The organism is Pseudomonas sp. CFII64 (assembly GCF_000416235.1).
GTDB lineage: Bacteria > Pseudomonadota > Gammaproteobacteria > Pseudomonadales > Pseudomonadaceae > Aquipseudomonas.
This window is the reverse complement of sequence record NZ_ATLO01000030.1, coordinates 16,594-41,712: the sequence shown is the minus strand read 5'-3', so window position 1 is coordinate 41,712 and position 25,119 is coordinate 16,594. Positions and strand designations below refer to the sequence as shown.

18 protein-coding genes and 3 pseudogenes are annotated in these 25,119 nt (G+C 55.7%); 16 read left to right on the top strand and 5 right to left on the bottom strand.

What is annotated here, in order from left to right:
• The first annotated feature begins 181 nt into the window (after positions 1-181).
• Positions 182-2,020, top strand: coding sequence for an integrase arm-type DNA-binding domain-containing protein (locus tag CFII64_RS14180; RefSeq protein ID WP_020291478.1), 1,839 nt, complete (start codon positions 182-184; stop codon positions 2,018-2,020).
• Between the two features lie 440 nt (positions 2,021-2,460).
• Here CFII64_RS14180 and CFII64_RS30545 read toward each other — a convergent pair.
• A pseudogene (locus CFII64_RS30545) lies at positions 2,461-3,376 on the bottom strand (LysR family transcriptional regulator).
• A 102-nt stretch (positions 3,377-3,478) separates the two neighbouring features.
• Between CFII64_RS30545 and CFII64_RS14170 the strand changes: the two are divergent.
• The gene (locus tag CFII64_RS14170) at positions 3,479-4,291 is read left to right on the top strand and encodes a phytanoyl-CoA dioxygenase family protein (protein ID WP_020291477.1); all 813 of its coding nucleotides are present in this window, start codon (positions 3,479-3,481) and stop codon (positions 4,289-4,291) included.
• Positions 4,292-4,389: 98 nt separating this feature from the next.
• Positions 4,390-5,358: an ABC transporter substrate-binding protein gene (locus tag CFII64_RS14165; RefSeq protein ID WP_020291476.1), complete on the top strand. Its 969-nt coding sequence runs from the start codon at positions 4,390-4,392 to the stop codon at positions 5,356-5,358.
• Between the two features lie 120 nt (positions 5,359-5,478).
• Here CFII64_RS14165 and CFII64_RS29365 read toward each other — a convergent pair.
• A pseudogene (locus CFII64_RS29365) lies at positions 5,479-5,679 on the bottom strand (ethanolamine ammonia-lyase light chain EutC); the annotation flags it as partial.
• A gap of 110 nt (positions 5,680-5,789) precedes the next feature.
• Here CFII64_RS29365 and CFII64_RS14160 point away from each other — a divergent pair.
• The 3 genes and pseudogenes from CFII64_RS14160 to CFII64_RS14150 all read left to right on the top strand — a co-directional run bounded on the left by CFII64_RS14160 (position 5,790) and on the right by CFII64_RS14150 (position 8,115).
• Entirely contained in the window at positions 5,790-6,371 is a 582-nt protein-coding gene (locus tag CFII64_RS14160) for a LysR substrate-binding domain-containing protein (RefSeq protein ID WP_371106446.1), read from the top strand.
• Between the two features lie 355 nt (positions 6,372-6,726).
• Positions 6,727-7,125: pseudogene (locus CFII64_RS30540) on the top strand (DUF3732 domain-containing protein).
• Between the two features lie 360 nt (positions 7,126-7,485).
• Positions 7,486-8,115: a LysE family translocator gene (locus CFII64_RS14150; RefSeq protein WP_020291473.1), complete on the top strand. Its 630-nt coding sequence runs from the start codon at positions 7,486-7,488 to the stop codon at positions 8,113-8,115.
• A gap of 173 nt (positions 8,116-8,288) precedes the next feature.
• Here CFII64_RS14150 and CFII64_RS30260 read toward each other — a convergent pair whose 3' ends face one another.
• Both CFII64_RS30260 and CFII64_RS29780 read right to left on the bottom strand, forming a co-directional pair.
• Positions 8,289-8,432, bottom strand: coding sequence for a hypothetical protein (locus CFII64_RS30260; RefSeq protein ID WP_256208091.1), 144 nt, complete (start codon positions 8,430-8,432; stop codon positions 8,289-8,291).
• 37 nt (positions 8,433-8,469) lie between these two features.
• Positions 8,470-8,610: a hypothetical protein gene (locus CFII64_RS29780; RefSeq protein WP_020291471.1), complete on the bottom strand. Its 141-nt coding sequence runs from the start codon at positions 8,608-8,610 to the stop codon at positions 8,470-8,472.
• Positions 8,611-9,166: 556 nt separating this feature from the next.
• On the opposite strand from CFII64_RS29780, the gene CFII64_RS14145 reads away from it, so the two are divergent.
• Positions 9,167-10,468, top strand: a complete 1,302-nt coding sequence (locus tag CFII64_RS14145) for an MFS transporter (protein ID WP_020291470.1) — start codon at positions 9,167-9,169, stop codon at positions 10,466-10,468.
• On the opposite strand, the gene CFII64_RS14140 is transcribed toward CFII64_RS14145, so the two are convergent.
• Positions 10,463-11,479, bottom strand: a complete 1,017-nt coding sequence (locus CFII64_RS14140; RefSeq protein WP_020291469.1) for an AraC family transcriptional regulator — start codon at positions 11,477-11,479, stop codon at positions 10,463-10,465. The two genes, CFII64_RS14145 and CFII64_RS14140, sit on opposite strands and share 6 nt — an antisense overlap.
• Before the next feature lie 475 nt (positions 11,480-11,954).
• On the opposite strand from CFII64_RS14140, the gene tssA reads away from it, so the two are divergent.
• The 9 genes from tssA (at position 11,955) to CFII64_RS14085 (ending at position 25,095) form a co-directional block, all read left to right on the top strand.
• Positions 11,955-13,505: a type VI secretion system protein TssA gene (tssA, locus tag CFII64_RS14135; protein WP_044901388.1), complete on the top strand. Its 1,551-nt coding sequence runs from the start codon at positions 11,955-11,957 to the stop codon at positions 13,503-13,505.
• Between the two features lie 98 nt (positions 13,506-13,603).
• Positions 13,604-14,101, top strand: coding sequence for a type VI secretion system contractile sheath small subunit (gene tssB / locus CFII64_RS14130; protein WP_020291467.1), 498 nt, complete (start codon positions 13,604-13,606; stop codon positions 14,099-14,101).
• A gap of 3 nt (positions 14,102-14,104) precedes the next feature.
• Positions 14,105-15,589, top strand: coding sequence for a type VI secretion system contractile sheath large subunit (gene tssC, locus CFII64_RS14125; protein ID WP_020291466.1), 1,485 nt, complete (start codon positions 14,105-14,107; stop codon positions 15,587-15,589).
• 158 nt (positions 15,590-15,747) lie between these two features.
• Positions 15,748-16,236, top strand: coding sequence for an Hcp family type VI secretion system effector (locus CFII64_RS14120; protein WP_020291465.1), 489 nt, complete (start codon positions 15,748-15,750; stop codon positions 16,234-16,236).
• Between the two features lie 70 nt (positions 16,237-16,306).
• The gene (gene tssE, locus CFII64_RS14115; RefSeq protein WP_020291464.1) at positions 16,307-16,726 is read left to right on the top strand and encodes a type VI secretion system baseplate subunit TssE; all 420 of its coding nucleotides are present in this window, start codon (positions 16,307-16,309) and stop codon (positions 16,724-16,726) included.
• 3 nt (positions 16,727-16,729) lie between these two features.
• Positions 16,730-18,445, top strand: a complete 1,716-nt coding sequence (gene tssF / locus CFII64_RS14110; protein WP_020291463.1) for a type VI secretion system baseplate subunit TssF — start codon at positions 16,730-16,732, stop codon at positions 18,443-18,445.
• Entirely contained in the window at positions 18,409-19,419 is a 1,011-nt protein-coding gene (gene tssG, locus CFII64_RS14105) for a type VI secretion system baseplate subunit TssG (RefSeq protein WP_020291462.1), read from the top strand. Before tssF ends, tssG begins: the two co-directional genes overlap by 37 nt.
• The gene (gene tssH / locus CFII64_RS14100; RefSeq protein WP_020291461.1) at positions 19,416-22,148 is read left to right on the top strand and encodes a type VI secretion system ATPase TssH; all 2,733 of its coding nucleotides are present in this window, start codon (positions 19,416-19,418) and stop codon (positions 22,146-22,148) included. Before tssG ends, tssH begins: the two co-directional genes overlap by 4 nt.
• Before the next feature lie 91 nt (positions 22,149-22,239).
• Positions 22,240-25,095 (top strand): DUF2169 domain-containing protein, encoded by a 2,856-nt coding sequence (locus CFII64_RS14085; protein ID WP_084488267.1) that lies wholly within the window; start codon positions 22,240-22,242, stop codon positions 25,093-25,095.
• The last annotated feature ends 24 nt before the right edge of the window (positions 25,096-25,119 follow it).

The following is a 25,119-nucleotide window of genomic DNA, read 5'->3' as shown; positions in this document are numbered from 1 at the left end:
AAACAAGGACCTTCGGGTCCTTTTTTCGTTCCAGCGGGAATCACTGAAATCCAGCACCATCCAGTGTGTTTAAGTCCTGAATGAGAGTCTTGAATTCGGACGCGCATTGAATCGGTTTGTTGCTGGAGCAGCTTGGATAGCGAGATGAGCATCTGGCCCTGACTCTGATCAGGAGCTCGCTATGGCACTCTCGGATACCACCGTTCGGCAAGCCAGAATTACCGGCAACGATTACTCCCTCGGCGATACGGATGGGCTTGCGCTCAATGTGACGGCCCGCGGGGGAAAGATCTGGTATTTCAGGTACTACTGGGCAGGCAAGCAGAAGCGCATGTCCCTGGGTAGTTACCCGCAGATCAGTCTCAAAGAGGCACGGGGACGCCGTGATGAGGCGCGTGCCTTGGTTGCTCAAGGCATCAATCCTTATGAGCATCGTAAACAGCAACGTCGCTCTGTGCGTAATGCGGCAGAGCACACCTTTGAGGCGGTATTTGATCAGTGGGTCGCGTTCCGCAGGCTTAGCCTGAAGGAGGGGCGCCAGAGCACCCTCTCGCAGATTTTGAGAATCTTCAAAAAAGACGTTCTGCCAACGCTTGGCCGGCGGTCCATCTACGACATCAATCGCCACGACTTGATGCACTTACTGAGCGGAATCGAACAACGCAAGGCGTTAACGACAGCGGAAAAATGTCGGACCTGGTTCAAGCAATTGTTCCGATACGCCCTGGTGAAGGTGGAGGGGCTTGACCAGAATCCCGCATCGGACCTTGATGTGGTAGCTCTTCCCAGGCCCCCTGTCGCACACAATCCTTTTCTCCGTATGGACGAGTTACCTGCGTTGCTAGCTGCGCTTCGTGCCTATGGTGGCGCACTCCAAACACGACTAGGTCTTCGCTTGTTGTTGCTCACGGGGGTGCGTACCGGCGAGCTGCGCTTGGCGACACCCGACCAGTTTGATCTCGAGCGGGGGCTGTGGATCATCCCGCCGGAAGTGGTAAAGCAGCTCCAGATGGGGATGCGCAAGGCGGGGAAGCAGACTTCGAACATACCGCCTTACATCGTGCCATTGTCGGTTCAGGCGCTTGAAATAGTGCGCCAAATGCTGAGCCAAGTTGTACCCGCGCAGCGTTATTTGTTCGCGCACCGGAGCGACCTAAGCAAGCGCATTAGCGAGAACACCTTGAATGGAGGGTTGCGTCGAATGGGGTATGCCGACCAACTGACCGGTCATGGGATGAGGGCGACGATTTCGACGGCGCTTAATGAGATTGGCTACCCCAAGGTATGGGTCGATGCGCAGCTTTCTCATGCGGATCCGGACAAGGTGAGTGCGGCCTACAATCACGCGGAATACGTCGAGCAGCGCCGGACCATGATGCAGGATTGGGCAAATAGATTGGATCTTTGGGGGCAGGGGAAACCGAAAGCAGCAAGTTCTCCCCTGACCATTCGTTTAGAGGGCGCAGCTTCGCTGCCCTCACTGGAAAACGCCAAGGGAAATGCCGTTCTGTACAGCAGCAGCTTTGCACCGGCGACCGTCCCATCGACGATGCTGGTCAGTAGCGAGAAAGACCCCATTGGGCTCAACCAATCGCCTGTCGTGCCCGTTCCAATACGCACTGAAAAATCTCACAAATCTCATGTGTCTGACATTCAGCGTGAACGGGCCGAAATGTTGGCCACGTTTGAAGCTTCGAGTAACTTGCCGCTGCTGGTTTTCGCCAGACTGGCAGGTAAATCTCGCGATCAGATCAATCGTGATATCAAGGCTCGACGTCTTCTGTCCCTGAGCTTGGGGAATCGTGGTCAGCGCATTCCCGATTGGCAGCTTGATCCGTTACGGCACAAGTTGGTGCTCACCGTATTAACGCGGTCTCCGGATGTGGATGCATGGAGGCTATATCGGACGCTGTGTAAACCTCATGAGCGACTAAAAGGTCTTTCGCCAATCGATGGACTCACCATGGATAATTTCGAAATTACCGCGCGGGTTGTCTGCAGGGCCCTGCGCTCGATCTAATGTTCCATCTTCGAGTGCTGACGGGCTTGCCACTGATTTGATTACGTTCGACGAGCTCCCGTTGTAACCCGGGTGCTCGTTGGCGGGAGGGCGCTAAGCGGTCAATGTTTCGCAGCAAGTCAAAATGTCCGAAAAACATTTTGACTAGGCTCTAGGGCGGTAGTTACAGCCTGAAAAAATAGAATTGTGCCCCCAGTTTTGCCCCCATTGTTTGACCGCAGCCGGCCAAAGACAGAAAGTTTCAGCAAGTGCTTTAGATCACTGGCTCGCGGCTAAAGCAGCAGCTCACATAGGGCAAATCCTTGTTCAGGCATGCCAAGCGCGCACCGTCCCTGGAGTCGGAAGGTGCAAGCGAGCGCCATATGACGAGAGCGCATGTGCCCACGAGAAGAGTCAACAGACCATGCCTGGAAGTGACTAGGCGCTTGAGCCGGACCGCGCTAGATTGATGAAAATGTCTGCCGCTCCGAGAACCACTCCAGAGCCTTTACTTTGAATGCTTCGGCCGCAGGTGTTAGAGGATAACGCTGGTCATAAGCAAGGACGATTCGCTGGGGAGGAAGTACCTGCTTGATGGGGCGACAGACCAGAGGCAAGCCATCGTAGCTTCGGTCACCGAAGGGCCTGGTATAGGTCAGCGCTACACCAAACCCGTTGGCTACCAGACTGCGCTGAAATTCGAAGCTATGAGCCCGGGTGACGTTCTCGGGGACAAGGCCGAAGATATTGAACAGATCCAGCACGTGCTGCCAGCTGTGAGTCTGATCTGTCACCACCAGATTGCATGCGCTGAGTGCCTCCATACTGACGTGGGACCCAGTGGCTAATGGGTGATCGGCGGCCAGCAGCGCGTGGGCAGTCAACTGGCAGAGTTCCAAGCGTTCAGTATGGGGGGGGCAGGCCCAGATCGTAAGTCAGCGCCAGCTCCAATGTCCCTTCGCCGAGCCGCTTTCCAAGGTATTCAAAACCACCTTCGCGCATGTCGACCAAGACGCGAGGACACTCGAGTTGGAGACGCTTGAGGATCTGCGGAAGGCAGTAAGGTGCCAGGTCTGCGTAGCAACCGATTACCAATTCTCCAGCGAGATCGCTGCCTTCACTTCCGATGTCTGCAAAGCCTTGCGCCTCTGCCAGTACGCGCTTTGCCTGAGTCATCACAGTACGACCAAAGGGCGTCAGCGATACGCCCAACCCGCGCTGACGAACGAACAAAGGTTGCCCAAAAAGACCTTCAAGCTCGGTAATCGCCGTGGATATAGATGGCTGGGAAACATGCAGTTCCTCGGCTGCGAGCGTGAGATTGCTGTGTTTGGCCGCAGCGATTGCATAGCGCAATTGTCGGAGTGTGAAGTTCATAAGTTTTTCTTGGGTGATAAATCAATACATATTATTTTATCTTAACTGATACTCATGGAATATTTGTCCTGTGCCCACCTTTTTTCCAGGGAGTCTCAGGTCATGACGCACAGTGAATACACCGTTGATCAACAGGACATCGAAGCTTTTCAGCGCGATGGCGCGGTGTGCCTAAGGGGCATTTTCAGTGGCTGGATAGACCGGATCGCAGCGGGCATCGAGCAGAATCTCGCCGAGCCTGGTGTTTATGCGAGCCGGTATGTCGAGCAGGGCGATGCATCAGGTGGTTTTTTCGACGACTACTGCAACTGGGAGCGCATCGAGGGCTTTCGTGAGATGGTTGAGGAGTCGCCCGCTGCTTCGATTGCCGCCCAGGTGATGCGATCCTCTAGCGCACAGTTCTTTCACGACCATGTCCTGGTAAAGGAGCCTGGTGCGCAGAAAGCGACACCCTGGCATCAGGATATTCCGTATTACTTTCTCGACGGCAGCCAGTCTGTAAGCTTCTGGATTCCTGTCGATCCGGTACGTGAATCGACGTTGAGGCTGCTGCCCGGTTCGCATCGCTGGGAGAAAGGGATCAGGCCGGTGCACTGGGCTGATCAAAGTGATTTCTACAAAGGTGCCGAGGGTTACCGGGACGCCCCTGATCCTGATGCCGAAGAAGGAATGCCGGTGCTGGAGTGGGAAATGCAGCCGGGGGACGCCGTGCTTTTCGATTTTCGTACCGTGCACGGCGCCAGGGGTAATGGGGCAGCGCAGCGGCGGCGCGTGCTCTCGTTGCGTTGGGTAGGTGATGATATTCGTTACCTGGAGCGGCCGGGGCGTACATCTCCGCCGTATCCAGGACATGAAATGCAGACCGGCCAACGGCTACGCGAAGACTGGTTTCCAACAATATATAAATCTTCCTGACCTTTTTCGCTCGCAGCCGCTGCACTGCTGATTGAGCCTGTTTTGCTGACATCTGCCCACACCTGGTTTGATTATTTCAGTGCATAGGAGCGCCGATGATGACGATGAAAAACAGCGTGAAGGCTTGTCTGCTGTCTATGGGGTTGGTAATGGGTAGCGCCTCGACCTACGCTGCTGGTTGGTGTGATTCAGGCAAGCCTGTGAAATTTGCCGGACTCAATTGGGAGAGTGGCATGCTCCTGACCGATGTATTACAGACGATTCTCAAGGAAGGGTACGGCTGCCAGGTCGACACCATTCCGGGGAACTCCATCACCATGGAAAGTGCGTTGAGCAGCAACGACATCCAGGTTCTGGCCGAAGAGTGGGTGGGGCGAAGTGAGGTCTGGAACAAGGCGGCCCAAAGCGGAAAAGTTGTTGGCGTTGGCGCGCCGATCATTGGTGCGACTGAGGGCTGGTATGTCCCCCGATATCTAGTCGAGGGGGATGCCAAACGCAATATCAAAGCCAAGGCGCCTGACCTCAAAAAAATTGCCGACCTGACCCGCTATACCGAGCTGTTCAAGGATCAGGAGGAACCGGGCAAAGGACGCTTTTATAACTGCCCGGCCGGCTGGACCTGTGAGCTTGAAAATACCGAGATGCTGAAAAGCTATGGTCTCGAAGGGAGTTACACCAACTTCCGCCCCGGCACCGGTCCGGCTCTGGATGCGGCCGTGCTGTCGAGCTACAAGCGTGCGGAACCAATCCTTTTCTACTACTGGACTCCGACGCCTTTAATGGGACAAGTCGATCTGGTGAAGCTGGAAGAGAAGCCTGGTGTCGACAAGAAAATCAGTATTCAGGTCGGGTTGTCGAAAGCCTTTCACGAGCAGGCACCAGAGCTGGTAGCGGTTTTAGAGAAGGTTAATCTGCCCATCGACTTGCTCAACCAGAACCTGGCGCGAATGACCAAGGAGCATATCGACTCTCCGAAGCTGGCCAAGATTTTCTTCAAGGAGCATCCGGAAATCTGGCATGGCTGGGTAAGCGAAGCAGCTGCAAAGAAAATCGCAGCGACACTGTAAGCTGATCGAAATTGCAGATGCGACGCCTGACGTCGCATCTGCTTTTCTTGCCGGCATTTACCGACGATATTAAGCTAGCCTGCCTGCAAAGCTGGGAGGAGGGGGGCGATGACACCAAGCCTAGGCGTTATTGGCACACCCCAAAAGAAAATTGCCATTACCGCTCGCACCTAGTGAAGGTATCTTCGTCTCATCCTTCAGATCCACGCCTGAAAGCTGACGTCGACACGCCTCAGTCATCAGGTACATGAGACGAAAAGCAGCATTCCTATACGCCATCCCTTCTAAGCGTACATTCGATATGCAATTGCGGCTTGCATCTGTAGGCGATGAACATGAATCGGTAGCAGGTCAGACTCGTACCGCACTATCACGCGTCGATGCACGGCACGGTATGCATTGGCGCATTGCCTCTCGGACGAACGCGAATCTTGCCAGAGGCGATTGCTCGGTTGCTATCCATGCACCCGGGCATACGAGTAGTTACTAACGAAAGTCCTTTCGACGTGCTTGCACTTGAGTTAAGGGCGGGCGATCTCGATTTCATCTTTGGCGCACTACGGCCCGCTAGCTATGCCAGTGATCTGGCGGGAGAGGAGTTGCTGACCGAGGAGATGGTCGTGGTGGCAGGCCCCGGCCATCCGTTTCTCGGGAAGGCTCTTGAAATCGAGGACCTCATACATGCGCATTGGATATTACCTCGCGCGCTTTCGCCCGCCAGAGAGCTCTTCGAAGGGAATTTTCACCGAACAGGATATGAAGCGCCGGTAGCGGTGGTCGAGACCGGGGATCTGGCAATAATCCGAGGCTTGTTGATGCGCACTCCTATGCTGGCGGTTGTATCAGAACACCAGTTGGAGCACGAAATTTCATCGTCTGACCTTGTCAGGCTATCGGTGAAGCTGACAAACACTTTCCGCCCGATTGGGCTGATCATGAGGGCTAATGGGCTGCACTCACCGACGGCCGATGCGTTGATGGCTGCGATTCGCACAACCGTAGGTGAATTCTGAATTGACTGGCATGGGGTAAGCGTGCTGGTGCTCAGTTCTTAATACAGTTTGCACATATTGAATTCAGGTATGGGATACACCGGAGGGCGGCAAACGTCACAACACTTTATCATCTACGAGGTCATGGTGCAGAAGGTCGATAGCTTATGGTGAGAAGTCTATAAATCGGTTTTAGAGCAACGCTTTTCTCGCAGGACGAACTGGTGATCAGGGTTTCGACGACTGAGGTGATGGAACAGCGACCGGCTCGCTACGCTCTTAGCGTTGCCCGGTGTGGGGGCGGGCCGCTCGCGGTATGAGCGTTGAAGTCTTCAGATACATCTCGTCATAGCACTAAAACCTCACTGAGCTAACTGTGAGGGTGTTGCGAGGGACCCGGAAGGATTTTTTATGGGAGGTGGGCAGTGGGGCAAATTGGCTCGCTTATCACGTGGCTGTGACTGTCGCCCTTCAAAAGCTATTCATGCGGACCCCCGATCATCCAGCTCCTCATCTGTTAGTTTATGACTAACCTAGCCAGGTTCACTTTCCGAACAGAACGATAGTTGAGACTGTCAAGCCTTCTGAGTTATTCATGGACGAAGATCGCGAGGCCGTTCGTAAGGTTTTCAATTTGCTCAGTGAGGAGACAGTACTGGCCTCCGGAAGACTTCAGGCCATGGTGCTTAACCACGCTGACGATGAAATTTGGTCGGGATTAGAGGGTGCTGTCCTTGTAGAAGAATGGCGGAACGGGAAAAACTGGTACCTATGAGCTGGCTTTAGAATGTCATGACTTCATCATGAAGGGCTCGACGGTTTGATTCCAAATCCATCTAGGGTGGTGCCTTCTAGGGCGCTACTCGTTCCAGAGGAGGTTATATGTCTTTCGCCAGCAAGGCGTCGTAAAAGGCAATCAAGCATTCAAGATCCCTAGCTCCTACATGCACGTGACTGAACATAAGTATCCTCCGCAGAAAGGGACGTATCGCCTTATGATAATTCGACTGTTGTCTCGCTCAGATCCATATTTAGGCGCCAAAGAATAGTCGCTATATATGCGAAATAGGCCTGATCTCCATTGAGGTATGGCAAGTCTTGGCTAGAATTAAACATTGCCGATGCCGAGGTTACAATGATGACCCTAGCCCAAGTCCTTCTGTTTCTTCGCGCAGCAGCAATCGTTGCCGTCTCACCAGGCGCCAACAACCTGCTTGCATTCGCAAACGGCAGCAGGCTAGGTTTGATACCTGCAGTGGTCGCTCTGTCAGGTAGGTGTATGGCGTTTGTGATCGCGGTGGTGATTGTCGGTTTGGGCGCATTGCTCGAAGCGTCTGAACCCGCTTTCCAGTTTCTTAAGTGGGCAGGTGTCCTTTATCTCGCCTATCTCGGCGTAAAAATGATGATAGGCCGTGACTGTCACGAAGATGGGGTTTCGGGCTTAGTGCGTCCTGTCGATGCCTACTCGTTGGCACGCCGAGAGTTCGTGACTGCCGTGACCAACCCCAAGGCGATCTTGCTCTTTACTGCTTTTGTTCCCCAATTCATTGTTTCTGATGCTGGCGCCTCCTTTGCTGCCCAGTTCGTCGTTCACAGCGCAATCTACGTTGCGGTTGAGTTCGTCGCGGCTATGAGCTGGGCCTTCGCTGGCAGCATCATTCGATCTCTGCACCCTTCGGAACGGAAATTGTCGATCCTCAATCGCGTAACGGGGGGCATGATGCTCGGGGCAGCCGTCGTACTGGCTACTGCCAGACGAGCTTAAGTGCGTACGTCCGGGGGAAGCGTATGGCGAACCCATCTTGTAGGCAGCTGCGGTTAGGCATGTGACTAGGTCACATGTTGGCGCATCTAGCTAATCAAAATAGGGTTCCAATACACTCTCAATCCAAGTCATGAAGGCTCGGACGCGTGGGGAAAGGTTACGCCGATGCGCGACTACGAGCGACGCCGATAGCGGCTCGGGTCGTAGATCGGGCAGAATTTCCACCAGATCGCCGCTTTTGATGTGGTGCGCAAGGGCCAGATAACCGGCCCAATCAGTCCAATCCCCGCCAGACCCGCAGCATGATAGGTCTGCACGTTGTTGACCTGCATCGCGCCTGGCAGAGCAATTGATTTATAGCCATTTTTCTCCAGTGGCGAAGCGCTTGCGGGGTACCACCGGTGGCAGCGGCGAGCTCTGCCACAGATCTTTTAGGGGCTGCATCATCTTTTGAACGGCCCAGTCTTTAAACTCAGCGCCATAACGAATTGCCATTGCTAAATACCTTCGCCCCTTGAGTGGTTGAGTCAATCAACGGGGCGACAGGTAGGCTGACACAGGGGGAGGCCGTAAAGACAGTACCGTCTGCGAATGCCAATGCCAATGCCAATGCCAATGCCAATGCCAATGTGTAAGTAACGCTAACGTTAGATTCTGACTACCCATGTCGGAGCACTTATTTTGAAACCTGGTGGATTTTTTGCGCGTCGGCGACTCTGAGCCGTGCTTAAATCGGAAAGTTCAGTTCGACCTTCATGACGTTTCGCGCTGCACAGGAAATTTGAATGCATGTGGCGCGAAAGGGTATTTTGCGAAATTCAGACCTCCTAAAGCACGCATGCCTAACTGCTCGGTATGTTATCAGACGAAACTGATAACATTAATACCTGTCCTTTTGGTACCGACGTATGGGAAAAATAACATTTGATTTTTATTGATGCGGATATTTTGATAAGCCATTATGTTGATCGTGGCAGGCGGTGTTTCGATCCTTTGTTCACGGTACGATTTTACAAGATTACGTTAGTTACCTAAAGAGATCCTACTGCCTATGCCGACCTCTCTCTCCGCTCATCTATCTGCAACCACCAGAAAAACCACCGTCTTCGCGATCGTGATCGGTAACGGCCTGGTGATATACGATTTCACCGTTTACAGCTTCTCAGCCGTGATCATAGGAAAACTTTTTTTTCCAGCAGAAAGTTCGCTCTCTTCTCTGCTTTTTTCGCTACTGACTTTCGGCATCGGTTTCACCATGAGGCCATTGGGGGCCTTGGTGATCGGTCATATCGCGGACAGCAAAGGTCGCAAAGCAGGCCTGAATATGTCCAATCTGCTGATGGCTTCAGGCACAGCACTGATTGCATTCATGCCGACTTATGAGTCGATTGGCGTTTCAGCCACGTTGCTTATCGTCATCGCTCGTTTGCTGCAGGGTTTTGCCGCCGGTGGCGAGATTGGCGTTGCTTCTGCGGTCTTGATGGAGTTGGCCCCTGCGGGGAAACGCTGCTATTTGGTCAGTTGGCGCTCTGCCAGTCAGGCTGCGGCGGCGCTGGTAGGTGCTCTGGTGGGCGCTTGCACTACTTCTTTGCTGACACCTGAACAGTTAATGGCCTGGGGCTGGCGTATCCCTTTCATTTTGGGATTATTGATTGGTCCGATCGGCTGGTGGATTCGACGCACTATGATCGAAAACGTACAGCCTGTTGTCCCGAGGCCCTCTTTTAAAGTTTTGTTTAACCTGCATCGCTCTCCGCTTCTTCTCGGGATATTGCTAATGGCTTCACCCACGGCAAGCATTTATTTGATGGTGTTGTACATGCCCACCTATCTGACGCGAAACCTAGGGATGTCGCCCACCATCAGCCTGCTTTCATCGTGCCTGGCGAGTGCGATGCTATTCATTGCCGCACCTTTATTTGCGCGCGTCGCGGATCGTTATCGTCAGCGAAAACCTGCTCAGTATGTGACGATGCTCGTGAGTATCGGGTCCGTTTACCCCGTATTTCTTGCTTTGACTGAGGGTGTCGGCGAAGGGCTATCGCTTCTGATAATCGCCGTTTATGCGGTTGTGGCGATGGGAAACAATGGTGTGACTACTGTGATGATCATGGAGTCATTTCCACTGCATTGTCGTGGCATGGGCATGTCACTGGTTTACAGCCTTGGTGTGACTATTTTTGGAGCGTTCAGTCCGTTTTTTGTCACTTGGCTGATCAGTGTTACGCATAATCCGATGGCGCCTGCATGGTACTTGCTGGGTGCGATGCTGATTAGTTTGTTTGCTTTGAAAGCGTTTCCCGTGACGGGCAATGAACGTGATGCAGTTGAGCCAGTCCGGCAGAGGCTATAAGCATTTATCCAGTTTCTGAAGCGCCACAAAGCGATGGTCTTGTGGTGACATATCATAGTGTCGACGGAACGCTCGGGTGAAGTCTGAAGGGCTGTTAAATCCCAGACTGTAGGCGATTTCAATAATCTGTCTGTTGGGATAGCGCACTAGTTCGTCGGCGGCTTCACGCAAACGGCAGTTGATAATGTACCGGCCCAGTCCGCCTTCATGTTGGAACAGGCGATACAACGTCGCGCGTGGAAGTTGAAGTTTGACCAGCACACTTTCTGGCGTTAACCAAGGCTGATACAGGTTCTCTTTTACATAGCGTCTGGCTTGGTCAAAAATTGCACTGCGTGCTGCAGCCCGAACGTTCCCACTCAGTTTTGCCTGCTTGGCAAAGGATCCAAGCATCAACTGGACAGTTGTATCGAACGCTCGCGTGGCTTCACGTTCATTCATGCTCGCCAGACCTTTGGCCAATGCAACTGCGTGCTCAACTATCAGTCGGGTCAGCGGGTTGTTACTTTCGAAGACGCGGCCATGGATGGACTCGGCATTGGGCAGCACCGGTTCAACGATATGACGGGGGGCAAAAAAGCTCAGTACCCGGCAACGGCTGCGGTGCATGCGTATCGGCTGATTCAGGTCCAGAGCCATGATACTGGCAAGTCCAGGATTGCGGCTTTCCAGACCCGCCCCCTGAATGCATTCGATACCGCCTTCGGTATACACCTGAAACACGTAGTCCCGCTTATTGTCCGTGGAAATACGCGAGACCGAGCGATCAAGCACCAGATGGTCGCTGGCACAATCGCTGAAAATCCGGTCACCGAGGTCGTAACGGTCAATGGATGCGTTGAAGGGCTGGCTCACTGCGCTGGATGACGGAAGAACGTCGATCACATGTCCGACACGACGACGCCATGCCAGCAACTGATTGGCAGCGGGCTCAGCGCTGACATCGAAGTGATCGGGGCTCTGCGATGCACGGGCTTGGCTTAAGGATTCAATGAGCGTTGATTTATTCATAAATTAACAGCTGATCAGACGATCAAGTTTTTGTGACTCATTGATTGTGGTACGGGGGGCTGCGAATCCGTGCCAGGCCCAGTCGCGAAAAGGCGGCGGTTATCTCCTTGTGCGATCGCGCTGTTCGCAATGTACGGGGAATGCGGTGGTGCTGTCTAGGCATCCGGCTAGAGATACAGTGATTTTTAAATAAAGTTCAAAAACTGCAACGCAAGGTCAAGCCATGCGGCAGCGGTCTGATAAATTTCCTCAACAACAGGTAAAGGGTTGCCTTTGGTTCAGCGAGTTTATTACCGAAAAATAATGAATAGTCCAACCAAGTCAGGTGTTCGCCTGATAGTGCCAGCAGGGCGAATAGATCATTGTTATACCACTGATGAGCAAGACGGTTTGATTTGTAAGAGTAAAGGCATCGACGGCATTTTTTGCGCATATGACGTTGTACTCAGTAGTTGTGGTGTCGCAGGAATAACGTATGAGTTACCAGGATCAAGATTTAGGCTCGTTAGCCATTAGTGTGACTAGCCCATCGGGTGCTAATCCCCGTGAGAGCGCTGCTTTTGCACGGGCGCAAGCTGAGCTTGAGAAGCTGACCAATATCCACGCCGATACCGGAGTTGATTGGCACGCTGTTGCCGAATCCTGCACTCATGTTCTTCGCGTTGAGGGTAAAGATATCAATGCTGCGGTCTGGCTGTTATGTGCCTGGACCACAATCAGAGGCATACCCGGCCTGGTTACTGGCGTGCACGTCTTGCGCGAGATGCTTGAACTGTACTGGGACACCCTCACGCCACCTCCCGCCAGGCTGCGTGCCCGACGAAATCAGGCCGAATGGATGCTTGAGTGGCTTACCGCCAAAATCGAGGAAAGCTTTGAGCCTGTGCCCGGTGAGCAATTGGCGGCGCTGCTTGAAGACTGGGACGCGATAGACACTCAGTGGCGTGACCGTGATGCAGAAGGGCCGAGCTTCTTTGCGTTGCGTCGTCGTCTTTCACAGCTCCCTGTAGAGGCGGCAATCGTGTCGACGGTTGCATCACCCGAGGTGGTTTCGGCACCACCTGAACCGGTTCAGGCACCGGTCATAAAGCCCGCAACGCCGGTCGGCAAGGAACCGCCGACACTGGCAGCTGCTCAGCCCTTGGGCAGCCTGGAAGGCGATGAAGCGGTAGAAAATGCAGTCACCGGTGTCTTCACCTCGCTGATGCCTCTGGTGGGTTTTTGTCTAGAGTCCAAGGCAACGCTGCCGTTGTTGTTTCGCCTGAATCGCCAATTGGCCTGGATGACTTTGGAGCAGGCGCCGCCTGCACAAGGCACCACAACCCGTTTGCCAGCGCCCTCCGGGGCTGAGGTCGAGAGTTTCAATCGCTTGCAGAGCATCGGCGAGCCATTGGATGTCGTGCGCTTTTGCGAGGGCCGACTCAACACCTATCCATTCTGGCTGGACCTCAATCGAGCCAGTCACTTGGCACTCTCGCGCCTTGGCGCGGGAGCGGTGCAGGCCGCCATAAGTCTCGCGCTAGAAACCCGGCATTTGCTGGCGCGGCTGCCGACACTCGCGGAATTGACTTTCGCCAACGACCAACCGTTTGCCGATGGCGCGACGCGCAGTTGGCTGGAAGGCTTGGCGCCTGCGACACGTTCGGGTGGTACTGATGCCGTGCAAACCCTGATTGAAGGAGCGGCCCAAGGCGCCGCCGACGGTCAGCTGAGTAGCGCGCTGAACCACCTGCAGGACAACCTGCGTGAGGTCAGCAGCGGCCGAGACCGGTTTCGTCTGCGCTGCGCTCAATGTTTTTTGCTCAAGCGATTTGATCCTCATGCCCGGCTGCAAGTCGCGGTTGATGTCCTGCTGCAGGAAGCAACCGAGCAAGGGTTGGACCGCTGGGAGCCCGATCTTGTGCGCCCCTTGCTGGAGTTGGCGATGAGCTATGAAGACGGCGGTTCTAAAACAGCGTGGACGCAGCAACTGGCAGCAATGGATTTGCCTGCGTTCTGGCGCCTGGCCAGCCCGCAGGCCAATTGAAACAAGTCACATGCAATGCCCGACAGACATGTGCATATCCATGCCATGAGTTTTTCAACGGCAGCGTTGAGCGTGCCCGGTAACAGGAGTGGGAATGAATGGCTAGTGAAGGTTCGGTCGCGCCAAAAGAGCGCGTCAATATTGTTTACAGCTCCGACACCGGCGGCGCTCAAGAGCAGGTTGAACTGCCCTTGAAGCAGCTGGTAATTGGGGATTTCACCTTGCGTGATGACGATACGCCAGTTGAGGACATCAAGCCGATTCGCGTCGATAAGGACAACTTCACCGACGTGCTCAAAGGGCAGAACCTGAGTCTGCAACTGGCGGTGCCCAATCGGCTGTCGGAAAACGCGCCGGCAGATGAGCAGATACCCGTTTCGTTGACCTTCCAGTCAATTCGCGACTTCGAACCTGACGCCATTGTTGCCCAGGTTCCCGAGCTGCAGCAGCTGATCGCCCTGCGCGACTCGCTCAAGGCCTTGAAAGGCCCGATGGGCAACCTGCCTGAATTTCGCAAGCAACTTCAGGCCTTGATGAACGATGACGGTGCTCGCGAGCGTTTGCTCTCCGAGCTCGGCGTCAAGGACAAGGAGTAACCCATGAGTGAAGAAAAAAGCCAGGCAACGAGCGGCGTCGGGCAAGCCGTTGAGTCGGTTTCCCTGCTGGATCAGTTGGTAGAAGCCACCCGTGTCAAGCCCGGTGACGAGGCTTACGCCGTCACCCGTCAAGGGTTGGAAGCCTTCGTCACCGAACTGCTTGAACCGGCTCGCCAGACCGAGAAGGTCAGTGCCGGGCTGATCGACGACATGATCGCCACACTGGATGCCAAGCTCTGCCGTCAGGTGGACGCCATTATTCACAATGAGAAGTTTCAGAAGCTTGAATCTTCCTGGCGCTCGCTGAAGTTCCTCGTTGACCGTACTGATTTTCGCGAGAACAACAGGCTGGAAATCCTCAGCGTCTCCAAGGAAAAGCTACTCGAAGATTTCGAAGATGCGCCGGAAATCACTCGCTCGGGTCTGTACAAGGCGGTGTACACCGCTGAGTTCGGCCAGTTCGGTGGTCAGCCATTTGGTTCGATCATTGGTAACTACGAGTTTAATCCTGGGCCGCAGGACATGAAGTTGCTGCAATCAGTCGCGGCTATTTCGGCGATGTCCCACACGCCTTTCATCGCGTCGGCAGGCCCTCAGTTTTTTGGTATCGACAGCTTTGCCGATCTGCCAAATCTCAAAGACCTGCAAGCCGTCTTTGAGGGCCCGCAGTTCACTAAATGGAACGCCTTTCGCGAAAGTGACGATTCGCGCTTCGTCGGTTTGACGTTGCCCCACTTCCTGTTGCGCACGCCCTACGGCGAAGACACGATCCCGGCAAAAACCTTCCGCTATAACGAAAGCGTCAGTGGCGGGAACAAGGACTTTCTCTGGGGCAATGCTGCGTTTGCATTCGCTAGCCGTCTCTCTGACAGCTTTGCCCAGTATCGCTGGTGCGCCAACGTTATTGGTCCGCAGGGTGGCGGTACGGTTGGCGATCTGCCTGTCTACAACTACGAAGCGATGGGTGAAACCCAGACCAAGATCCCGACCGAAGTGCTTATCTCCGAGCGCCGCGAATTCGAGTTGGCTGAACAGGGCTTTATCGCACTGACCATGCGCAAGAACACCGATAACGCAGCATTCTTCTCTGCCAACTCGTGCCAGAAACCCAAGTACTTTGGCAATGACAAGGAAGGCAAAGAGGCCGAACTCAACTACAAGCTCGGCACCCAGCTGCCTTACATCTTTGTGGTCAGTCGCCTGGCGCACTACATCAAAGTCATCCAGCGCGAAAACATCGGCACCTGGAAAGAGCGTGGCGACCTGGAGTCGGAACTCAACACCTGGATTCGCCAATACGTGGCTGACATGGACAACCCGGCAGCCGGCGTGCGCAGCCGCCGTCCATTGCGTCAGGCAGACATTACGGTCAGTGATGTTGAAGGGGATCCAGGCTGGTACCGCGTGGGTTTGAAGGTTCGTCCGCACTTCAAGTACATGGGCGCTTCTTTCACGCTTTCGCTGGTGGGCAAGCTCGACAAGAGCTGATTTGCAGACTGAATGGGTGCCTCAATTGCACCCATTCAGGTGTTCACCCGAGGGTCATTGACTCGGTAATTTCATACGATGGATTCAACGCCGCGAGCCAGGGCCAAGTGTTCTGATCGGTGTTTGGAACCTAACTGATTTAACCCGGAGTACCTGTTATGCCAATGCCATGTTACTTGAGTATCGAAGGCCAGAACCAAGGCAAGATCGAAGGTTCCAGCACTGTTACCGGTCATGAAGGAATGATCCTTGTACAGGCCGTCGAACACCTGATCGATATTCCCAAAAACCCGCAAACCGGGCTGCCGGCCGGTAAGCGTGTCCACCAGGGCATGACCCTGACCAAGGAAATCGACAAGTCTTCTCCAAAGCTGCTGCAAGCTCTAACTTCCGGCGAGCAGCTCAAGTCCGTTGTGCTGGAGTTTTATCGGATCTCGCCTAAAGGCACCGAAGAAAAGTACTACACCATCACCCTGAGCAATGCCGTGCTCGTTTCGGCCCACACTTGGGTTCCGAACGTGTTGAACCCTGAGTTCAAACAAATGGGCCATATGGAAGACATCGGTATCACCTACGAAAAAATCGTATGGACCTGGGTTCCGGACGGTATTGAAGCCGAAGACTCGTGGTTGGCGCCAAAAGCGTAAGTCACGCTCGACTGTTCAACGCCGCCCTGGTCCAGGGCGGTGTTCTTGCCATGGCAGAAGGTACACCGCGTTGAGAGAAAAGCGATTACTGGAGCGCGTCAAAAGCCTGCAGGTCGAAACCGGTCGTACGCACCTTACCCAGGCGGAAGTGTTGACGGAGTCGATCATCCTGCATCTGCAACGCATCCTGAATACCCGGCGCGGCAGCGTGCCTATCGACGCTGAGTTTGGCGTACCCGATTTCACCAATCTGGCCGGTTCGTTTGCGACCGGAGAGACAACGCAAATAATCGAGAACATGACTCGCATGATCGCCCGCTATGAGCCTCGCTTGAAGTCGCCGCGCATCTTGGTCGCCGAAGGCGCTCAGGAAGTGTTGTCGCTGAGTTTCAGCCTTGAGGGTATGGTGTCGATCGACGACCGGGACATTCCCATTCACTTGGCAACGCGTGTGTCTTCGGATGGTCGCGTGTCCTTGGCGATGCACTAAGTCATGCTCAATAGCCACTATCAAAATGAACTCAACCAACTGCGGCGTCTGGCCGATGAGTTTGCTCGCCGCAACCCGGCCCTGGCGCCGCTGCTGGGCGTGGACTCGGCCAATGACCCGGATGTCGAGCGCTTGCTCGAAGGTGTGGCGTTTCTCACCGGGATGGTTCGCCAACGGCTGGACGACGAGTTTCCCGAGTTCATCCAAGAGTTGGCGCAGCTGCTCTATCCCCATTACCTACAACCCTTGCCTTGCCTGACGCTGCTGCAATTTCAGCCGCGTGGGGCATTGCAAGAGGTCTCACGTGTCGAGGCCGGCTGCGAAATTGCCTCGGTGCCGGTCGATGGCCAGCGGATGCGCTTCCGCAGTACCGCAGCGGTCGATCTGGAGCCGTTGCAACTGGTTGCAAGCCGCTGGGACGGCGGCGCTGGTGAAGAGCGCAGCTTGGTTCTGGACTTCGCTTTTACTACCGCCGATCCGAATAATTGGATGGCCGATAGCCTGCGTTTCTATTTGGGTGATGGCCTGGCTGATGGCTCAAAGTTGTTGCGTCTGCTGCATCTCAACTTGCGTGAGATTCGTATCACAGCACAAGAACAACCCATGACCGTACTGTCGGCCAGCCATTTGCGCGGCCTCGGATTTGATGCGAGCAACACCTTGCTGCCGTTTCCCGATACCGCGCACCCGGCCTATCGTTGCCTGCAGGAATACTTCGCATTGCCCGAGAAATTTTTGTTTATCGAGCTGCGCGGGTTCAAACAGTGGCGAGCAAGAGGTGCGGACGGGCGCTTCACCGTGCGCCTGATGTTCGAAAACTTGCCTGACTGGACGCCGAATCTCTCGGCCAACAGTTTCATGCTTGGTGTGACACCGGCCATCAATCTATTCACCCAGGAAGCACATCCGCTGCGCATCGACCACAAGCAAGTCGACTATCGCATCCAGCCTGCCGATCATGGCCAGCGCATGAGCATGCGGATTCATTCGGTGCTCAGCGTCAGCGCTTACACAGCTGGCGCAGGCGAGCGACCCCTTGAGCCGTTCAATACCTTTTCGCAAAACGACACTTACAATTTGCGAATCCGCTCTTCGAGTATCGACCCTCATGGGTACGACCATTATCTGAGCCTGCCTTACCGCGAAGGTAAAGTGCCAGCCGAAATGACCTTGTCTATCGGTTTGTTGTGCACCAACGGCAAGTTGCCTGAAAGTCTGCGGCCGGGGGATTTGAACCAGCCCACGGACAACACCCCACCCAGGATGGAGTTCAAGAGCATCCGGGGTGTCACCCCCTGCCAGCCACCGAAATTCGACGACAAATTGCTGTGGCGAATGCTCTCGCAGTTGAACGCTAATCACTTTCGCCTGGCTGATCGCGATTACTTGCGTGGCCTGCTGACGGCTTATCTGCCCAGTACCGGGGAGGGCGCACAAGACGCTAATCAGCGCCGTATCGATGCCATCGAAAACGTCACCGTCCTTCAAGAACGACGCTTTATCCGTGGGCTACCGATTGAAGGGAGTGTCATTCGGGTCGAGTGTCGCGGTGATCACTTTCTCAGCCCCGGCAATTTCTACCTGTTCGGTTGTGTACTCGACGAGTTTTTCGCTGGCTGTATGGCTGTCAACAGCTTTACCGCTTTCACGCTGTTCGACAGCGTTCACCACGAGACCTTGCAATGGCCAGCGAAGATCGGGCAGCAACGCCTGCTGTGAGCGATTCGTTGCTTGATGACAGCGGCGATTTCGGGTTTTTCCAGGCACTGCGCCTGTTGCGACTGCGTTTCCCCAGCGATAAATCGTTCGCTGAAAATGTGCGGGTCCGGCCGCGTCTGGGGCTGGGTTTCCCGCAGCGTGACATTGAGCAGATTGAGCAGGGCGAGGATGGTCGCTACCGCATAGAAGCCAATTTCTTCGGGTTGTATGGGGTGACTTCGCCGCTGCCTACGTTTTACACCGAGGATTTGATCGACGAGCAGTTGCAAGGGCACTCGGCGGGGCGCGACTTTCTCGACATTTTGCATGCCGCGCTCTATCCGCTGTTGTTCCGCGCTTGGGAAAAGCACCGCATCTGGATCGACATCACCGAGCGCCGTGACGTCAAGAGCCTGCGCCAACTGCAGGCCTTTATCGGTGTCGCTGATGCACGGCCTGAACTGCGCGACCAATCCCTGGATTTATTGCAATACGCAGGCCTGTTCAATCAGCACCCACGCTCGGCCCTAGGCCTGCAGCAGTTGGTGAAGGCGGTGCTCAACGATGGTTCTGTGGAGGTTGTGCCCTGTGTCGAAACACGGCTGCGTATCGACCGTCCAGCGCGTACTTACCTGGGCATGCAGTGCGGTGTCTTGGGCGAAGACAGCCTGCTCGGTCGAGAAGTGATGGACCGTAGCGGCATGCTGGATATTCGTCTGACTTCATTGAGTGCACAGCGTTTTCACGACCTGTTGCCGGGGCAGGCGCTGTACCAAAAGCTGGAAAGGCTGGTGGCGCTGTACTTGCAGACGCCGCTGCACAGTCGTTTGGTCATGATGCTTGCGCCACAGGAGCAGCGCTGCGCCTCGTTGGGTCAGGGCTGGCAACAACTGGGCCTGGATACCTGGCTCGGCGACACAAATGCGCAAGACGACGTTGTATTCATGTTAACCGCTGCAAACGGCTCGATGCCCGAAGTGAGGACGCTGCAATGATTCAGGTAGAACTCAAACCGCTGTTCGCGCGGCTCAATGTATATGGCACCAAAGCTCTGGAGAATGCGGCAGGGCTGACCCTGGCACGCACTCACTACGAGATTTCCGTTGAGCACTTGCTGCGTCAATTACTGGACGATACCAATGCTGACGTCACCCGCATCCTGACCCGCTTCGAGATTGATCCGTTGCGCTTGCGGGCGCTGCTTGACGACGGTTTGACGCAACTCAAGAACGGCAATCCTGGTCGTCCGGTGTTCGCCAGCCTGCTCACCGAGTTGATTCAGGATGCCTGGCTCGTCGCCTCGCTGGTGGTGGGCACTGGGCGCATTCGCGGTGGCTCGTTGCTGCTGGCGCTGGTCTCGCGCCTGGGCTATTACACCGCCGGGACGCGGTACGGCGAGATGCTCAAGCCGATCTCAACCGACGCCCTGACCGCTGAATTCAATCAACTGCTGAACGGTTCCAGCGAAGGTCCACTGGACAGCCTGCAAGTTGGCTCGACGGTTTCGACGGTCGCCAACGCTGGCGGTGTTGCAGCGGCAGCCGAAGACAATATCGCGCGCTTTTGCGAAGACCTCACCGCCAAGGCTGCGGCAGGGCGCATCGACCCGATTTTTGGTCGTGATGATGAAATCCGCCAGATGATCGACATCCTGGCCAGGCGTCGTAAAAACAACCCCATTGCCGTCGGCGAACCAGGGGTGGGCAAGTCGGCGGTCGTGGAAGGCCTGGCGTTGCTGATCAGCCAGAACGAAGTGCCGGACTTCCTCAAAAATACCCGCCTGCTCAGCCTGGATCTGGGTGCCCTGGAAGCCGGGGCCAGCGTCAAGGGCGAGTTTGAAAACCGTTTGCGCGGGGTCATCGAGGAGATCAAGGCGTCCGCCACGCCGGTCATTCTGTTTATCGATGAAGCGCACATGCTGATCGGCGCGGGCGGCGCAGCGGGCGGGTCCGATGCGGCCAACCTGCTCAAGCCGGCTCTGGCGCGTGGCGAGTTGCGCACCATCGCCGCCACCACCTGGTCGGAATATAAAAAGTATTTTGAAAAAGACCCAGCCCTGGCGCGCCGCTTCCAGTTGGTGAAGCTTGATGAACCGAGCGTCAAGACTGCGGTACTGATTTTGCGTGGCCTCAAGGGGCATTACGAAAAAGTCCACGGCGTCAGTGTGCGTGATGACGCGATCGTCGCTGCGGCCGAGTTGTCGGATCGCTACATCACCGGGCGTCTGCTGCCGGACAAGGCCGTGGACCTGCTCGACACCGCCAGCGCCCGCGTGCGGATTGGCCTGGGTATCAAGCCTGCCGCGCTGGAACGCATGGAGCGCCAGCTGTCCGGTCTGGCCCGCGAACTGGCAGCGCTGGAACGTGATCGCAACAACGGCTTCCCGGTGGAGGCGCAGCGTCTGGCTGATATTGCCGATGAACAGGCGAGTATCGAAGATCGCCGTGTGACGCTGGAAACCCGCTGGCTTGCCGAGCGCGAGGCCGCAGTTCGGGTTCTGGAGGCTCGCAAGCAAGTGGCCTTGAAAGAAGAAGATCTGCCCGTGCCTGCCGAGGGCGAAACGGCTCAGGTTCTGGCTTCGCTGACCGACCGTCAGGCGGAACTGGAGTCGGCTCGCCAGGCGCTGGCAACGCTGCAAGGCGACGAACCGTTGCTGTTCACCGAAGTCAATCCGGACGCCATCGCCAAGGTGGTCTCTGACTGGACCGGCGTGCCTTTGGGCAAAGTACTGCGGGACGCCGCTGGTGGTGTAATGGCCCTGGCCGCCAACATCAAGACGCGGATTCGCGGTCAGGACACCGCCGTCGAGCAAATCGCTGAAATCCTCAAGGCCGCGCAATCCGGCCTGCGTGATCCGCAACAGCCGCTGGGCGTGTTTCTGCTGGTCGGCCCATCGGGTGTCGGCAAAACCGAAACCGCCCTGGCCGTGGCCGAGCACTTGTTCGGCGGCGAGCAAGCGATGATCTCGGTGAACATGAGCGAGTATCAGGAAAAGCACACCGTCAGCCGTCTGGTGGGTTCTCCTGCCGGTTATGTCGGTTTCGGTGAAGGCGGCATGTTGACCGAAGCGGTCCGCAAGCGCCCTTATTCGGTGGTGCTGCTCGATGAGGTCGAGAAAGCCCACCTGGACGTGGTGAACATTTTCTACCAGGTCTTTGACAAGGGCAGCCTGTCCGATGGCGAAGGGCGGCAGATCGACTTCTCCAACACCGTGGTGCTGTTGACCAGCAACCTGGCCACCGACGAAATCCAGAACCTGTGCGCTGACGGTCGCCCGGACCCCGACACCCTTGCGGAGAAAATCCGCCCGACGCTTTCCAGGCATTTCAAGCCTGCATTACTGGCACGCATGACCATCGTGCCGTTCTTCACCCTGGGCGGTGAACAGCTGGCCGGTATCGTGCGCCTGAAACTGGCCCGGCTCAGCGAGCGGCTGCTGGCTTCATCGAAAGTGCGCCTGACCTTTGCCGACGAAGTGGCCGACGTCATCGCCGCACGCTGCACGGAAGTGGAGAGCGGGGCGCGCAACATCGACTTCATCCTGCGTAAAAGCCTGACCCCGCGTCTGTCGGACGTGTTGCTGGGGGCTATTGCCGATCAGCGGCCGCTGGCGCAGTTGCATGTGGCGGTGGGTGCTTCGGGGGAGTGGCTTATCAGCAACATCCTGGCAACCGAAAGCGGGTCTTCGGACCTGGCTGCCGCGCCGTTGGAAGAGTTGGTCTAAGCCATGAACCATACAACTTATGGACAGCCTCGTGTGCAGCCAACTGTGAACCCTGCAGCGACTGCGTCGAACCTCCGGGAGACTCGTCGTCATGCGCCTTGATTACGGTGATGCCAGCCTGTTATTGGTCGCTCGGAATCGTCTTGAACATAGTCCCTGCATGGTGGCGACTGTGGGGCTGTTGTACCAAGCTGATCAAACTATTGTCACGGCTGATCAGGCACAGCCATGGCTGGCCGAGCGCTTCGCCAAACAGCCGTTCGATCGTGGCTTGAAAAAGAACCATGGCACCTTTGCCGTTCACGGCAGCGCTTATCCTCTGAATACAGCGCAACAGGCAGGCATGGCGGTGCGGGTCAGCTTAGGTTCACTGAGCAAGACCCTGCATGTGCAGCCTCCTCGCCAGTGGCGTAAAGGTTTGCTGGGGTGGAATCCCGTTATCTGTGGTGCGCTGACAGTCGTTCCGCTGGACTTGCAGCATGCCTATGGCGGTGCCGACAGCCCGGATAACCCTCAAGGGATTGGCTACACCACTGACCCGGATGTCGCCGAAGGCCTGGCCTTGCCCCAGGTCGAGAGCCCACATATGCCCTTGCGTGCGCCTGGTAAATCTGTGCAGGTAGCCAGCTTGCTGCCATTGTTGCCTCACTCTCGGGAGCGCCGGGATTTTTTCGGTGTTTGTGATGAGGCCTGGGCATGTCAGCGTGCGCCTTTTGCGCCGTTGGACACAGACCCACGCTGGTTTGACGAAGTCGCCCAGGACCAGGTCCAACCGGACTATTGGGCAGGGAATGAGGCCTGGTCTGTTGCCGGTATGCATCCCTCTAAGTTGGAGGTAGTCGGGCGCTTGCCTGGCTTTCGTCCCCGGCTGTTTGTCGAGCGCGCTTCGATAGATTCGCAAGCGAAACCTGCATCGGCGGTCGATCGGGCTATCGAAGAGGTAAAACTTGAGCTGGACACCGTATGGCTGTTCCCGGATGTCGAACGGGTCCTGCTGGTTTATAGAGCGCAGATTCCGGTACGAGATATAGACGGCGAAGATCTTGCGGCGGTGGCTTTGCGCTGCGAGCGCGAAACGGACTCGTATAAGAGCCGTGATCAATGGATCGCAGAGTTGTGGCGGCAGAGTCACATTCCGTCCGCTGAATCGCAAGCGCAGCGGGGCAAAGCTGCGCCTGAGCAGGAAGAAAAACTCAATAAGCTTGGTGCGGATCTGATCGCTAACGCTACCGTCTTCCTCAAGGAGCAGGAACGTTTGCTAGGGTTTCCCTCAAGGTCGGTGGGCGTCGTTAATCCGATTTTGGGTATTCAGGCGGTTCAAGCGGATGAACGTAATCTGGCGTCATTGCTACCTAAACTGCAAGAGTCTTTAGCCGGTGCGCATGAATTATTGCCGGATGAGCAGCGTATCAATCCATCTACTTTAGAACGGTTGTTTAAGGGCACTCAGACAGCTACCGATGAGGAGGCCATCAATGCGGAGGTTGATGCCTTTGGAGGAGAGTCGCACATTGATCAAAGGCTTGTTCAGACGCAAGAGCACCTCCGGCAAGAGGTGGCTGCGTTGGCCAGCCTTGTTGGCCGTGACCCAGTGGCTCTGCTTGACGAAATCCATGCCGCGGCCAAGCCGCCCGATCCGCTGCTTGCGCAGGTGCAACTGGATGCTCTTCGGGCCGAAACAGATCTGCATGCCAATCTCGTCGAGCTGGAGGCTGGCCAGCAGCAGGAACTCGAGCAAATAGCTGGCGAGTTGGGGATACCCCTAGAGGACTTGATGGCCGAAATGCGTGCGCAGGATCCACTGTTACGCTTCAGCGTGCTTCAGGCTGACGCCCACCCGCTACCAGGTTCGATTGAAGCGGAGGAGGCCGCAGTACAGATCGAAGAAATTGAAACGCTGATCGCAGCCTTGAAAAACATTACTGTCGGATCGCTCTTGGCGGACATCCAGCCAGAATGGACCCGTGAACTCCTGCAAACCAGCCATGCCAATGGCCTGCGTCTGACCGGCGAGCACTTTGCATCTCTCGATTTATCCCATCTTGATTTGAGTGCGGCGGATTTGCAGAACTGCGTGTTCCAAAACTGCCAGTTGAGAGGTACGTCATTCAGCGGTGCGGACCTGAGTCATGGCCGCTTCATCGATTGCGAGCTTGATAATGTCGATATGACCAAAGCTTGCCTGGACGGTGCGTTCTTCGAGCGTAGCTCCATGAATGGCGCGCGGGCGAAAGAGGCGAGCTTTCATGCGGTTTACGCCAAACAGTGCGGGTTCGACAACGCCGACTTTTCTGGCTGTCATGGGCAGGATATCCAGTGGGTCGAGTGCAGCTTTACTGCCGCCAGTCTACAACGCGTTAATTGGCCGCGAGCGCGCTGGCAGCGTTGCAATCTTGGACAGGCGAGAATAGCCGATGCACAGTTGGTCAAGACACAGTTCTACGCCTGCCAACTGGACGCCGTTGAGTTGTCCAGGGCTGATTTGCAAGAAGCTTCATGGTCTTGCTGCGAGGGGGTCGAAGTTGATCTGAGCTGCGCTCTGTTGAAGCAATGGCGCCTTGAGCCAGGTTGTCGCCTTCCGGCTGTACGGTTGGACGGTGCTGACCTCAGCGACGCCAGTCTTCAGCACGCCTATCTGACGCACGCCAGCCTGAGCGGCGTAAATCTGTCCCGAGCCCTGGTTTCATGCTGCGATCTAAGTGATAGCAGTGGCTATCACCTGAGTGCTTGTAGTGCCGATTTCACTGGAAGTGATCTAAGTCGTGCCAGTTGGGTCGGTGCCAATCTGCTGGAAACAACCTTGCGCAAGGTCAATCTCAGCCAAACCGATCTGAGCGGCAGCAACCTGCATGGCAGCGTTACCGAGGGAGTCATAGGGGAGGGTACGAAGGTCTCCGGTGCCTTGATGACGCGTTGCCGACTGTCGAAGGACTTGGCCAATGCTTGATTACCCACTTCTAATTTCCAGAGG